Source organism: Bacteroides luhongzhouii (assembly GCF_009193295.2).
Classification (GTDB): domain Bacteria; phylum Bacteroidota; class Bacteroidia; order Bacteroidales; family Bacteroidaceae; genus Bacteroides; species Bacteroides luhongzhouii.
In genome coordinates this window covers 5,188,134-5,201,674 of the sequence record NZ_CP059973.1, presented here as the reverse complement: position 1 = coordinate 5,201,674, position 13,541 = coordinate 5,188,134, and the positions used below count along the sequence as shown (strand labels likewise).

Genomic DNA, 13,541 nt, shown 5'->3' with positions numbered 1-13,541 from the left:
CTATGAAATAAAGACATAAAAGAATGGATAATGAATAAGTATTGGTTTTATAAGGTTGGGTTAGTAGTTGTGTTCCTTTGCTTCGCTGTGTTGGGCGAAGCAAAGGTTAAACTTCCCGCTTTTGTTTCCGACGGAATGGTGCTTCAACGCGGGGAGCCTGTCAATATTTGGGGGACGGCTGATCCTGATGAAACTGTTGGTATCACTTTCCAAAAAGAGAAATATAAGACCGTTGCTGATGCGCGAGGCAACTGGAAAGTAACCTTACCTGCATTGAAAGCTGGTGGACCTTACACGATGATTATTAATGATATAGAATTGAAGGATATTCTTGTGGGGGACGTTTGGGTATGTTCCGGTCAGTCGAATATGGAATTACCCGTTTCACGGGTTACAGACCGTTTTCGGGATGAAATATCTACAGACAGTAATTATCCGATGGTACGTTATATAAAAACTCCTCTATTGTATAACTTTCATGCTCCGCAGACAGATATTCCGGGAATCTCCTGGAAGGCTATGACTCCTGAAAATGTAATGTCATTTTCTGCTTTGGTTTATTTCTTTGCTAAAGATTACTTTCAGAAAACAAAAATTCCGGTAGGAATCATAAACTCTAGTGTCGGAGGTTCACCGGTAGAAGCGTGGATCAGTGAGGAAGGTTTGAAGCCTTTTCCTTATTATCTGAACGAAAAACGTATCTACGAATCAGATGACTTGGTAGAGTCAATGAAAAAAGAAGAGAGCAAGAAAAGCCGTGCCTGGAATGTAACACTGTATCAGGGAGATAAAGGAATGCATGAAGCCACCCCTTGGTATGCTGCCGACTATGATGACAGTGATTGGACACCGACTGACTTGTTTGCTTCCGGCTGGGCTACTAACGGATTGAATACAATCAATGGTTCCCACTGGTTCCGAAAAGATTTTCAAGTGTCCGGGCAACAAGCGGGAGAAAAGGCAACTCTCCGTCTGGGATGTATTGTAGATGTAGACTCCGTCTATGTGAACGGTACGTTTGTGGGAACAGTTTCTTATCAATATCCACCACGTATTTATACCATTCCCGCCGGATTGTTGAAAGCTGGAAAAAATACGATAACCATACGTCTTTTCAGCTATGGCGGCTTCCCTCACTTTGTAAAGGAGAAGCCTTATAAGATACTTTTCGGAAAAGGTCAGCCGGAAAAAGGAGAATCGGAGATTAGTCTCGAAGGTAACTGGAGATATCGTCTTGGCGCTCCCATGCCTGCTGCTCCGGGACAGACAGCTTTTCATTATAAACCCGTGGGACTTTATAACGCCATGATTGCTCCTTTATTGAATTATACGGTATCCGGTGTTATCTGGTATCAGGGTGAATCGAATGTGTCTCGCAGAAATGAATATAAAGACTTGTTGACGGCGATGATTGCAGATTGGAGACAGCGTTGGAATCGACCTGATATGCCTTTCTATGTGATTGAACTGGCGGATTTCCTCTCACCTGAAGATAAAGGAGGACGTGCTGCCTGGGCGGAGTTCCGGAAAGTGCAGGCAGAAGTAGCCAATACAAATAAAAATGTCACTCTAATTAAAAATGGTGATTTAGGAGAATGGAATGATATTCATCCATTGGATAAAAAGACGTTGGGACAACGTGTTTCCCAGGCAGTCTTTCAACAAAGAGTCAAATAAATTAAAAAAGATAGTAGTACCATGAAAACACAGACTCAAAAAGTGTCGATGGCCGAGAAAATCGGTTATAGCTTGGGTGATGGTTCGGCGAACCTGATTTTCCAGATGATGATGATGTTCCAACTCTTCTTCTATACAGATGTTTTTGGAATCAAAGCAACAGCAGCAGGTATGATATTGTTGGTCGCACGTATTTTCGATGCATTTGTCGACCCGGTGGTAGGTATCTTGTCCGACAGGACCAACACCCGCTGGGGTAAATATCGCCCCTGGTTGTTGTGGACAGCTATTCCTTTTGCCGTATTCTTCATTCTGGCATTTACGACACCCGATTTGAGTGAGCGTGGGAAGATTATTTATGCAGGTATCACTTATACCTTATTAATGTCTATTTACTCCTTCAATAATACCCCGTATGCTTCTTTGGGCGGTGTGATGACAAGTGACATAAAGGAGCGCACCAGTATTTCGTCCGTCCGTTTTGTGACTGCTACAATCGCCACTTTTATAGTGCAGGGACTTACTTTGCCGTTAGTCTCCAAGTTTGGGCAAGGCGATGACCAACGTGGATGGTTTCTGACGATTACCCTGTTTGCCATCATCGGAGTTGTTCTTTTAGTAATCACATTTTTCTCCGCCAAAGAGCGTATCACGCCTCCCGTGGGGCAGAAAACTTCCGTGAAACAGGATTTCAAAGATATCGTAAGCAGCCGTCCATGGAAAGCGATGTTTATCCTAACCCTCTTTTTGTTTACGACATTGGCTATGTGGGGAAGCAGTATGTCTTACTACTTTAATTACTTCGTAGATAAAACAGCCCTTTTTGATTTCTTGCAGAACTTCGGATTAGTACGGGTAGAAGGAGAAACTTATGGTATGTGGCACACCTTTCTTGATGCTTTCGGACTGATTGCGCAACCCGATCATAGTAATGTGTTTGCTGTAGGTTTCAGTTTGTTCAATATGATTGGTCAGGTTATCACTTTGGCGGGTGTAATATTGCTTTCCGGATTTCTTTCCAATATCTTTGGCAAGCGAAATGTATTTCTGATCTGCCTGACATTGACAGCTCTTTTTACAGCCCTGTTTTTTGTGGTAGATTCGACAAACATCAGTACGATTTTTATTATTAACTGTTTGAAGAGTTTGGCATACGCACCTACTATTCCATTGCTTTGGGCAATGATGGGAGATGTTGCCGATCATTCCGAATGGGTGAACCATCGTCGTGCGACAGGATTTGTATTTGCAGGTGTAGTCTTTGCCCTGAAAGCCGGACTGGGTATAGGGGGAGCTATTTGCGGTGCAATTGTCGATTCGTTCGGTTTTGTTTCTAATACAGTGCAGACGGAAAGCGCTATTTTCGGCATTCGTTTGACATCTAGCGTGATTCCTGCCATCACTTTCTTTGTAGGAGTAATTGCTTTGTTTTTTTATCCTATTTCTAAGAAGTTGAATGAGCATATTCAGGACGATCTGGCAAAACGCCGTCTGGAAAACAATTGATTAATAACTATAACTAATAGATAGACTATATGAAGACTTCGACAAGAACAACCGCAGTTTTTTTGTTGGCTGTTGTGGCCCTGATAACTAGTACTTCGGTAGCTTTTGCACAAGAAAAAAAGACTTTGAAAGAAGCTTTGAAGGGTAAGTTCCTGATAGGAACAGCGGTGAATACACGACAAGCGTCCGGTCAGGATAAAGCAGGAGTGCGCGTAATTCAGGAACAATTTAATGCTATTGTAGCGGAGAATTGCATGAAGAGTCAGGAGATGCACCCGGAGGAAAATCGTTATAACTTCACGCAAGCGGATGAATTTGTTGCTTTTGGGGAGAAGAACGGGATGGTCATCACGGGACATACTTTGATATGGCATTCACAACTTTCTCCTTGGTTCTGTGTGGATGGGGAAGGAAAGAATGTTTCTCCGGAAGTTTTGAAGAAACGGATGAAAGATCATATCACTACTATTGTGAAACGATATAAAGGCCGTATCATAGGCTGGGATGTAGTGAATGAGGCGATAGAAGATGACGGGTCTTATCGCAAAAGCAAGTTTTATGAGATTTTGGGAGAAGAGTATATTCCGTTGGCTTTCCAATATGCACATGAGGCTGATCCGGACGCAGAACTTTACTACAACGACTTTTCTATGGCTAATCCCGGAAAGAGGGCAGGAGTCGTAAAACTGGTGAAAGCATTGAAAAGGCGTGGCATCCGTATTGATGCGGTAGGTATGCAGGGACACATCGGTATGGACTATCCGGAGGTCGGCGAGTTTGAAAAGAGTATGCTTGCATTTGCAGAGGCAGGGGTGAAAGTGATGGTTACAGAACTCGATCTGACGGTATTGCCCACACCGAAGCAAAACATAGGTGCAGAAGTTTCCGCTTCGTTCGAATATAAAAAGGATATGAATCCTTATCCCAATGGATTGCCGGAGGATGTATCGAAAGCATGGACCGAACGGATGAATGATTTCTTCCGCCTGTTTTTGAAACATCAGGATATCATCACACGAGTTACCCTTTGGGGGGTAACCGATCTGGATACTTGGCGTAATGACTGGCCGATGAGAGGGCGTACGGATTATCCGCTACTTTTCGACCGCAGTTATCAGCCGAAACCCGTAGTCAGTTTGATTATCAATGAGGCAATGCAGAAATGATAATTTAACGAAATGGACTCAAATTTGCATGACCTCTGCATAGGGTTATACACGATCTCTGCATAGAGCTGTACACGATCTCTGTATAGAGCTGTACACGACCTCTGCAAATTTGAACTCATTAAATACCCATTTATAAAGCTAATTTAGAACTATAACTTTGTAAAAAGAATAAAACCATGAAAACAGAAAAAAGATATTTAGTGCCCGGCGACTATATGGCCGATCCTGCCGTACACGTATTTGATGGTAAGCTTTACATTTATCCTTCTCATGACTGGGAAAGCGGTATTTCCGAAAATGACAACGGAGATCATTTCAATATGAAAGATTACCATGTGTATTCTATGGATGATGTAATGAATGGAGAGATTACTGACCACGGGGTTGTACTTTCTACGGAAGATATTCCTTGGGCAGGCCGTCAGCTTTGGGACTGTGATGTTGCTTTTAAAGACGGTAAATATTATATGTATTTTCCATTGAAAGACCAAAACGACATATTCCGTATCGGAGTAGCTGTGAGCGATAAACCATACGGACCTTTTATTCCGGAAGCAAACCCGATGAAAGGAAGTTACAGCATCGATCCGGCTGTCTGGAATGATGGGGATGGTAATTATTATATGTATTTCGGCGGACTGTGGGGGGGACAGCTTCAACGTTACCGGAATAATAAAGCATTAGAATCAGCCATTTTACCCGAAGGAGAGGAGGAAGCCTTACCATCCCGTGTTGTTCGTTTGAGTGATGATATGATGGAGTTTGCGGAAGAACCGCGTCCGTTAGTCATTCTGGATGAAAACGGTAAACCTCTGACAGCAGGAGATACAGAACGTCGTTTCTTCGAAGCTTCCTGGGTACATAAATATAATGGGAAATATTATTTCTCTTATTCTACAGGCGATACCCATCTACTTTGTTACGCGATAGGTGACAATCCTTATGGACCATTTACTTATCAGGGAGTTATCCTGACTCCGGTAGTGGGATGGACTACTCATCATGCTATTGTTGAGTTCAAAGGTAAATGGTATCTGTTCCATCACGATTGCGTACCTTCCGAAGGGAAAACCTGGCTTCGTAGCCTGAAAGTCTGTGAACTGCAATACGATGCTGATGGAAAAATCATCACGATTGAAGGACTGGATGAATAGTCATTAACTGATAATTTGATTCATTTACTTATGAGGATTATATCTATATTGATATTAGTTTTTTTATTCTGTTTTCCTTCTGTTTATGCAGAAGATGGGAGCGCTTTGTGGCTTCGTTATCCAACGGGAGCAAAAGCAATAATAATGAATAAGAAACAATCTCCTACATTAAATATCGCCGTTTCCGAATTGCAGAACTTTTGGCAGGGAGGAATCCCCATAACGTTGGAAATACAGAAAAATAAGGAACTGCGTGCATTAGGAAATGACGGATACATCATCCGCGCTTCTAAAGACGGCAACCATCTGACAATTACCTCTTCCGGTGAGCAAGGAATACTTTACGGAACTTATCATCTGCTTCGTCTGCAAGCTACCGGACAATTATCCGAATCAACATTGAAGTCTTTAAATGTCTCCGAGAAACCGGATTACCGAATTCGTATCTTGAATCATTGGGATAATCTGGACGGTACAATCGAACGTGGTTACGCCGGACATTCGCTTTGGAAATGGGACGAACTTCCTTCTGTTGTTTTTCACCGCTATGAAGCCTACGCACGTGCCAATGCTTCCATCGGTATCAATGCTACTGTGATAAACAACGTCAATGCAAGTCCTAAGATATTATCTGATGATTATTTGCGGAAAGTCAAGGTTCTGGCAGACATCTTCCGTCCTTATGGTTTGAAAATATATCTTTCAATCAACTTCTCTTCTCCGGCTGCTTTAGGTGGTTTATCCACCTCCGATCCGTTAGATAAAGAGGTGATTGCCTGGTGGAAGAAGAAAGCCAAAGATATCTATTCGCTGATACCCGATTTCGGAGGCTTTTTGGTGAAAGCAAACTCCGAAGGACAACCCGGACCGTGTGACTACGGGCGTACTCATGCCGAAGGAGCTAATATGCTTGCCGATGTATTGAAACCTTATCACGGCATCGTGATGTGGCGCGCTTTCGTTTACTCGCCTACCGACAGCGACCGTGCCAAACAAGCTTATCTTGAATTTGAACCTTTGGACGGAAAATTCCGGGATAACGTCATTGTACAGATAAAGAACGGCCCGATTGATTTCCAACCTCGCGAACCATTCAGTCCGTTGTTCGGAGCGATGAAGAAAACGGCGGTTATGCCCGAATTCCAGATAACACAGGAATATCTCGGCTTTTCTAACCATCTTGCTTTTCTTGCTCCTATGTGGAAAGAGTGTCTGGATAGCGATACATACATGCAGGGTGAAGGTTCTACTATTGCCCGTGTGACGGACGGCTCTTTGTTCCCTCATTCATTGACTGCTATTGCCGGTGTCACCAATATCGGTGATGACACTAATTGGTGCGGACATCCTTTTGCCCAAGCCAACTGGTATGCTTTCGGCCGTCTGGCGTGGAAACATTCACTTTCTTCCGAACAAATCGGTGAAGAGTGGTTGAGGCAGACTTTTCTTCCGGTCGTTGATACACAGTCCAATCTTTTAACAGGAGAAGTTGCGCAAAAAGAGAAAGAACAACTATTCTCTCAACTCTCTCTACTCAATTCCCAAGTTCTTCAGAAGTCAAGAGAAGCAGTGGTAAACTACATGATGCCGCTTGGCTTGCATCATATTTTTGCTTGGGGACATCATTACGGACCGGAACCCTGGTGCGATATTCCCAATGCCCGTCCCGATTGGATGCCTTCCTATTATCACCGTGCTGACAGTTTAGGAATCGGTTTCGACCGTAGCAGTACGGGAAGTAATGCTACCGGACAATATCATTCCCCACTGTGTGAGCGACTGGACAATGTGGATACTTGCCCGGAAAATATGCTTCTCTGGTTTCACCATGTTTCCTGGAACCATCAGATGAAGAATGGACGTACGCTTTGGACAGAAATGTGTTATGCGTATGACCGTGGCGTAAAAGAAGTGAGAAACTTTCAGAAAGTGTGGGATAGTATGCAGCCGTATATCGATTCCGAACGTTTTCAGGAAGTGCAACATCGCTTGAAGATTCAGGCACGTGATGCAGTCTGGTGGCGGGATGCCTGTTTGCTTTACTTCGGGCAATTCAGTAAGCAACCGATACCTTACGAACTAGAACGTCCGGTACACGAGTTGAAAGACATGATGGAATATCAACTCGATATGACCAATTTTGAATGTCCTCCTTATGGATTTACTAAATAAAGGAAGTTTTGTTTTTCCATGAACTAAAGCTATCCAATCAATAGAAATGATAAGAATATGTTTGCATATAGACGTCTTTTATGATAAAATTGTTACCTTTGCGGGCAATAACGAAACAGAATAAAAGAATATGAGTCAAAATACATTCTGCATGGCGGGGGGCGTAGCACGCAACCCGCTTGTGCGTTTAGCCAAACCTGTCACGGCAACTATCGGAGCGAACGAACACATAGCCATTGTAGGTCCCAATGGTGGTGGAAAAAGTCTTTTTGTAGACACCCTCCTCGGAAAATATCCATTGCGTGAAGGAACTGTGCAATATGATTTTTCCCCTTCTGCCACCCAAACTCTTTATGATAATGTGAAATACATTGCCTTTCGCGATACTTACGGAGCAGCTGATGCCAATTACTACTATCAGCAACGTTGGAACGCTCATGATCAGGATGAGGCTCCCGATGTTCGTGAAATGCTGGGAGAAATCAAAGACGAACATCTGCAACATGAACTGTTTGAACTCTTCCGTATCGAACCGTTACTTGATAAGAAAATCATTCTTCTTTCCAGTGGTGAATTACGCAAATTCCAACTTACCAAAACTTTATTAACAGCTCCCCGTGTCTTAATAATGGATAATCCGTTCATCGGACTGGATGCTCCTACACGCGAATTGTTATTTTCTTTACTTGAACGCCTGACGAAAATGTCGTCCGTGCAGATTATTCTGGTACTTTCCATGTTGGATGATATACCTTCATTTATCACTCATGTCATTCCTGTGGATAAGATGGAAGTCTTTCCTAAAATGGAGCGTGAAGCCTATTTGGACGCTTTTCGCAGTAGAGATGTGACTGCCTCTTTCGATGACTTGCAGCAGCGGATTATAAACTTGCCTTATAATGGCAATAATTACGACTCGGATGAAGTAGTAAAACTGAATAAAGTCAGCATCCGTTATGGTGACCGAACCATTCTGAAAGAACTGGACTGGACCGTGTCTCGTGGTGAAAAATGGGCATTGAGTGGCGAGAACGGTGCAGGAAAATCAACATTGTTGAGCCTTGTCTGTGCGGATAATCCGCAATCGTATGCTTGCGACATCAGTCTTTTCGGACGTAAGCGAGGAACAGGAGAAAGTATTTGGGAAATCAAGAAACACATCGGTTATGTAAGTCCGGAGATGCATCGTGCTTATCTCAAAAACTTGCCGGCTATTGAAATCGTAGCCAGCGGTCTGCATGACAGTATCGGTCTGTACAAACGTCCTCAACCGGAGCAGATGGCTATCTGTGAATGGTGGATGGATATATTCGGCATTGCAGACTTGAAAGATAAACCTTTCCTGCAACTTTCCAGCGGAGAGCAGCGTTTGGCTTTGCTGGCAAGAGCTTTCGTCAAAGACCCCGAACTGCTCATTCTGGATGAGCCGCTTCATGGATTGGATACCTATAATCGTCGCCGGGTAAAGAAAGTTATCGAAGCTTTCTGCCAGCGTAGGGATAAAACGATGATTATGGTGACGCATTATGAATCGGAACTTCCGAACACTATAACAGACCGTATTTTCTTAAAGAGAAATCGATAACTATTTTGGGGTTGATTATATGTAGTGGGCATCTCGCTTCTAATGAAGCGGATGTGTAAACCAAAAACAAGAGCCTTTTCCTGGTTCCGATTCCACTCCGATCTTACCTCCCAATTGTGTGATAATGCTTTCACAGATAGGAAGTCCCAGTCTAGTGCCGGTTTGTGAAACTGTTCAGTTTCACAAACCGGGTGAAGATAGCTTCTTGTTTTTCCGGAGCGATGCCTATTTCTGTATCCTTGACGGAGAATCGTACTTCATTCCCATTAATCCGGTAATCAATGTCAAAAGAATCGAATATTATCGGCAGGGAATATCTTACCTTTGATGGGATCAATATGACTTTTAATGAGGATTCCGATTGTAAAGAATTAAGTGATAATAATCTGTATGCAAACTGTTATCAATACATCTTACACTCTAACATTGTGATTTCATTGGTAAATCATAGTACACGTCTCCAAGTTTCTTTTAAGTGATAACAAGACATGTGGCTTTATGTCAAGTGACCGTTCTATTCTTGGTATTGGTTCTTTGGTGCAGGATCGTACATTTATGGATACCATAAAGACCTATCCTATTAATGTGGAAGTAGTAACTTTGCGTACTTATAACATAACTTCCGGTAAACTGCCGGCTGCGGCAACAGGATCAGTGACTGTGAAACTGAACAATAGTATGGTGATGTTGCCTAAGGAACCGATGCGGCCGCGACTGGCAGATGAAAGGATTGGCTTTTTTCAGAATCCGGTGATAGAATTCTCTGATGAACAGCAAGTCACATCGCGTGGAGTTATCATTCAGCGTTACCGATTGGAACCGAAAGGCCCGGAACGTTATCGTCGGGAACAACTCACCAAACCGAAACGCTCCATTGTATACTATATAGACCCGGCGATACCCAAGAAATGGATCCCTTATCTTAAAGCTGGTGTGAACGACTGGAATGTTGCTTTTGAAGCAGCAGGATTTAAAAATGCCATTATTGCCAAAGAGTGGCCGGACGATCCCACAATGAGCTTAGATGATGGCACGTTATAGCGTATTGCGTTATCTGCCTTCGGAAACAGAGAATGCCTACGGGTTGCGTATTGTAGATCCGCATACCTTCTTTGCAGAAAGAATCATTATTTCTGGGTATTGATAACTATTTGTTTTCTAGTGAACTTTGTGAAGAAACAATCTGTTGTATATATAAAAAGAAGAAAGGAGAATTTTAGAAATGAAAAAGATAGTATTACTTCGTCACGGAGAGAGTGCATGGAATAAAGAAAACCGCTTCACGGGCTGGACAGATGTCGATCTGACAGAAAAGGGAGTTGCCGAAGCTGAAAAAGCCGGAGAGACATTGAAAGAATATGGTTTCAATTTTGATAAGGCTTATACTTCCTATTTGAAACGTGCAGTGAAAACCTTGAACTGTGTTCTCGATAAGATGAATCTGGACTGGATACCTGTAGAGAAAAACTGGCGCCTGAATGAAAAGCATTATGGTGAATTGCAGGGATTGAATAAAGCCGAGACTGCCGAGAAATATGGAGAAAAACAAGTGCTCGTGTGGCGTCGTAGTTATGATATAGCCCCTAATCCACTTTCGGAGAGTGATTTGCGAAACCCGCGTTTTGATTACCGTTATCATGAAGTGCCCGACGCGGAGTTACCTCGTACCGAATCATTGAAAGATACCATTGAACGTATCATGCCTTACTGGGAAAGTGATATATTCCCCAGCCTGAAAACAGCCCATACTTTATTGGTTGTGGCTCATGGTAATAGTCTGCGGGGTATCATAAAACATTTGAAAAACATCTCCGATGAAGATATAATAAAACTGAATCTGCCTACTGCCGTGCCTTACGTTTTTGAGTTTGATGAAAACCTGAATGTGGGCAACGACTATTTCCTGGGAAATCCGGAAGAAATCAAAAAACTGATGGAAGCAGTAGCCAATCAGGGAAAGAAAAAATAGAAAAGTTACACATTAAAAAATGAAGTTATGAGTAAAGTAGTAGAATTATTAAGAGATAAGGCCTGTTATTATTTGGACCACACTTGCGAAACCATTGATAAATCACTGATTCACGTTCCGTCTCCCGATACAATAGATAAAGTATGGATTGATTCGGACCGGAACATCAGAGTATTAAACAGTCTGCAAACGTTGTTGGGACATGGCCGCCTGGCAAATACCGGTTATGTGTCCATACTTCCTGTCGATCAGGACATCGAACATACTGCCGGAGCATCATTTGCTCCCAATCCGATCTATTTCGATCCGGAGAATATCGTGAAACTGGCCATTGAAGGAGGCTGTAATGGAGTCGCTTCCACCTTTGGTATCCTTGGTTCCGTAGCACGTAAATATGCCCATAAAATACCTTTCATCGTCAAGTTGAATCACAATGAATTACTTTCTTATCCCAACAGTTTCGACCAAGTACTGTTTGGTACAGTCAAAGAAGCCTGGAATATGGGAGCAGTAGCGGTAGGAGCCACCATCTATTTCGGTTCTGAACAGAGCCGCCGTCAGCTCGTGGAGATTGCCGAAGCTTTTGAATATGCTCACGAACTGGGGATGGCAACCATTCTTTGGTGTTACCTGCGCAATAATGATTTCAAGAAAGGTGCTGTCGATTATCATGCGGCTGCCGATTTAACAGGACAAGCCGACCGTTTGGGAGTGACTATTAAAGCTGATATCGTAAAACAGAAACTTCCTACTAATAATGGTGGTTTTAAAGCCATCGGCTTCGGCAAGGTAGACGAACGTATGTATACCGAACTGGCTTCCGAACACCCGATTGACCTTTGTCGTTACCAAGTTGCCAATGGTTATATGGGACGCGTTGGTTTGATTAACTCCGGTGGAGAATCTCACGGTTCTTCCGATTTGCGTGATGCTGTCATTACAGCCGTTGTCAACAAACGTGCCGGTGGTATGGGATTGATTAGCGGACGTAAAGCGTTCCAGAAACCAATGAACGAAGGGGTGGAATTATTGAATGCCATTCAGGATGTATATCTTGATTCGTCAATTACGATTGCTTAATCAGAGATGAATAGAAATAAATTCTTATCTTTGACTATTAGATCGTTAACCATTAAAAATTAAGAGTATGAAGTTTTTTATTGACACAGCCAATTTGGAGCAAATCCAAGAGGCTTATGACCTCGGAGTACTTGACGGAGTGACTACCAACCCTTCGCTGATGGCGAAAGAAGGTATCAAAGGAACGCAGAATCAGCGTGAACATTATATCAAGATATGCGAGATTGTCAACGGAGATGTAAGTGCCGAAGTGATAGCAACCGATTATGAGGGAATGATTCGTGAAGGCGAGGAACTTGCCGCGCTCAATCCGCACATCGTAGTAAAAGTTCCCTGTATTGCCGATGGCATTAAAGCCATCAAACATTTCACGGAAAAGGGAATTCGCACGAACTGTACATTAGTCTTTTCAGTAGGACAGGCGTTGCTGGCAGCTAAAGCCGGAGCTACTTATGTTTCACCGTTTGTCGGTCGTTTGGACGACATTTGTGAAGATGGAGTAAGGCTTGTGGGGGATATTGTACGTATGTATCGTACGTATGACTATAAAACACAGGTATTGGCTGCTTCTATCCGTAATACGAAGCATATTATCGAATGTGTAGAAGTAGGAGCCGACGTTGCTACTTGCCCGTTGAATGCTATCAAAGGATTGCTCAATCATCCGCTGACTGATTCGGGATTGAAGAAGTTCCTGGAAGACTATAAAAAAGTCAATGGTTGAGTATGCAATGAGACCTGCAATATATTAAAATTTTCAGGCACGGGTTGCACGGATTTCACGGTTTTTAGAATGATAGTTATCATAAAACAACTGTGAAATCTGCGTAATCTGTGCCTGAAAAATAGTTATTTCCCGGGTAGCTCTTATTACTCTTTTTTCCTTTCCTGCTTCTGCTTTTCTTTATATTGAGTCGGTGTTTCTCCTGTATATTGTTTGAAAGCTCTAAGTGGCGCAATGTATGAGCGTTAAAGGTGTGCGCAACTCGTGACTGATATTAATAAGGAAACGTACTTTTTCTTCATATACCTGTTGCTCATGTTCCTTCATAACCCATTTCAGCTTCTCTTCCTTACGTTTCAGGGTTTCAATAATGATAGCGGCAATGAAAATTACACAACAGAGAATAAATCACCATGTCTGATACCAGGGAGGGAGAATGGTTAGTTCCAATACTTCCTGACTGCGAATCTGTATATGCTTCCCTTATGAGTAAGAGAGCATATAA

The 13,541-nt window shown here is 42.7% G+C and carries 9 protein-coding genes and 3 pseudogenes; 10 read left to right on the top strand and 2 right to left on the bottom strand.

The window, feature by feature from the left end; translation table 11 throughout:
* The first annotated feature begins 30 nt into the window (after window positions 1–30).
* The 6 genes from GD631_RS19905 (at window position 31) to GD631_RS19880 (ending at window position 9,263) form a co-directional block, all read left to right on the top strand.
* Window positions 31–1,677, top strand: a complete 1,647-nt coding sequence (locus GD631_RS19905) for a sialate O-acetylesterase (RefSeq protein WP_143259433.1) — start codon at window positions 31–33, stop codon at window positions 1,675–1,677.
* Between the two features lie 21 nt (window positions 1,678–1,698).
* Window positions 1,699–3,183, top strand: a complete 1,485-nt coding sequence (locus GD631_RS19900) for an MFS transporter (protein ID WP_143259434.1) — start codon at window positions 1,699–1,701, stop codon at window positions 3,181–3,183.
* A 29-nt stretch (window positions 3,184–3,212) separates the two neighbouring features.
* Window positions 3,213–4,349 (top strand): endo-1,4-beta-xylanase, encoded by a 1,137-nt coding sequence (locus tag GD631_RS19895; RefSeq protein WP_143259435.1) that lies wholly within the window; start codon window positions 3,213–3,215, stop codon window positions 4,347–4,349.
* A 179-nt stretch (window positions 4,350–4,528) separates the two neighbouring features.
* On the top strand, window positions 4,529–5,506 hold the full coding sequence (locus GD631_RS19890; RefSeq protein ID WP_143259436.1) for a glycoside hydrolase family 43 protein: 978 nt from the start codon (window positions 4,529–4,531) through the stop codon (window positions 5,504–5,506).
* Between the two features lie 30 nt (window positions 5,507–5,536).
* On the top strand, window positions 5,537–7,678 hold the full coding sequence (locus tag GD631_RS19885) for an alpha-glucuronidase family glycosyl hydrolase (RefSeq protein WP_143259437.1): 2,142 nt from the start codon (window positions 5,537–5,539) through the stop codon (window positions 7,676–7,678).
* Window positions 7,679–7,808: 130 nt separating this feature from the next.
* Window positions 7,809–9,263, top strand: coding sequence for an ATP-binding cassette domain-containing protein (locus GD631_RS19880; protein WP_143259438.1), 1,455 nt, complete (start codon window positions 7,809–7,811; stop codon window positions 9,261–9,263).
* A 39-nt stretch (window positions 9,264–9,302) separates the two neighbouring features.
* Here GD631_RS19880 and GD631_RS19875 read toward each other — a convergent pair.
* Window positions 9,303–9,555 (bottom strand): annotated as a pseudogene (locus GD631_RS19875) (ATP-binding protein); the annotation flags it as partial.
* Window positions 9,556–9,710: 155 nt separating this feature from the next.
* On the opposite strand from GD631_RS19875, the pseudogene GD631_RS19870 reads away from it, so the two are divergent.
* The 4 genes and pseudogenes from GD631_RS19870 to fsa all read left to right on the top strand — a co-directional run.
* Window positions 9,711–10,371 (top strand): annotated as a pseudogene (locus GD631_RS19870) (DUF5117 domain-containing protein); the annotation flags it as partial.
* Window positions 10,372–10,485: 114 nt separating this feature from the next.
* Window positions 10,486–11,232 carry a 2,3-diphosphoglycerate-dependent phosphoglycerate mutase gene (gene gpmA, locus GD631_RS19865; protein WP_143259439.1) on the top strand — a complete coding sequence of 249 codons (747 nt, stop codon included), beginning with the start codon at window positions 10,486–10,488 and terminating at the stop codon, window positions 11,230–11,232.
* A 27-nt stretch (window positions 11,233–11,259) separates the two neighbouring features.
* Window positions 11,260–12,312, top strand: coding sequence for a class I fructose-bisphosphate aldolase (locus GD631_RS19860; protein WP_143259440.1), 1,053 nt, complete (start codon window positions 11,260–11,262; stop codon window positions 12,310–12,312).
* A 67-nt stretch (window positions 12,313–12,379) separates the two neighbouring features.
* Entirely contained in the window at window positions 12,380–13,036 is a 657-nt protein-coding gene (gene fsa / locus GD631_RS19855; RefSeq protein WP_143259441.1) for a fructose-6-phosphate aldolase, read from the top strand.
* Window positions 13,037–13,270: 234 nt separating this feature from the next.
* Here fsa and GD631_RS22235 read toward each other — a convergent pair.
* Window positions 13,271–13,504, bottom strand: a pseudogene (locus GD631_RS22235) (hypothetical protein); the annotation flags it as partial.
* Window positions 13,505–13,541 lie beyond the last annotated feature (37 nt).

Excerpts from the sequence above, each read along its gene's own strand:
- GD631_RS19900 (WP_143259434.1), top strand. The coding sequence starts at position 1,699 with ATGAAAACACAGACTCAAAAAGTGTCGATGGCCGAGAAAATCGGTTAT.
- GD631_RS19895 (WP_143259435.1), top strand. The coding sequence starts at position 3,213 with ATGAAGACTTCGACAAGAACAACCGCAGTTTTTTTGTTGGCTGTTGTG.
- GD631_RS19860 (WP_143259440.1), top strand. The coding sequence starts at position 11,260 with ATGAGTAAAGTAGTAGAATTATTAAGAGATAAGGCCTGTTATTATTTG.
- gpmA (WP_143259439.1), top strand. The coding sequence starts at position 10,486 with ATGAAAAAGATAGTATTACTTCGTCACGGAGAGAGTGCATGGAATAAA.
- GD631_RS19890 (WP_143259436.1), top strand. The coding sequence starts at position 4,529 with ATGAAAACAGAAAAAAGATATTTAGTGCCCGGCGACTATATGGCCGAT.
- GD631_RS19905 (WP_143259433.1), top strand. The coding sequence starts at position 31 with ATGAATAAGTATTGGTTTTATAAGGTTGGGTTAGTAGTTGTGTTCCTT.
- GD631_RS19880 (WP_143259438.1), top strand. The coding sequence starts at position 7,809 with ATGAGTCAAAATACATTCTGCATGGCGGGGGGCGTAGCACGCAACCCG.
- fsa (WP_143259441.1), top strand. The coding sequence starts at position 12,380 with ATGAAGTTTTTTATTGACACAGCCAATTTGGAGCAAATCCAAGAGGCT.
- GD631_RS19885 (WP_143259437.1), top strand. The coding sequence starts at position 5,537 with ATGAGGATTATATCTATATTGATATTAGTTTTTTTATTCTGTTTTCCT.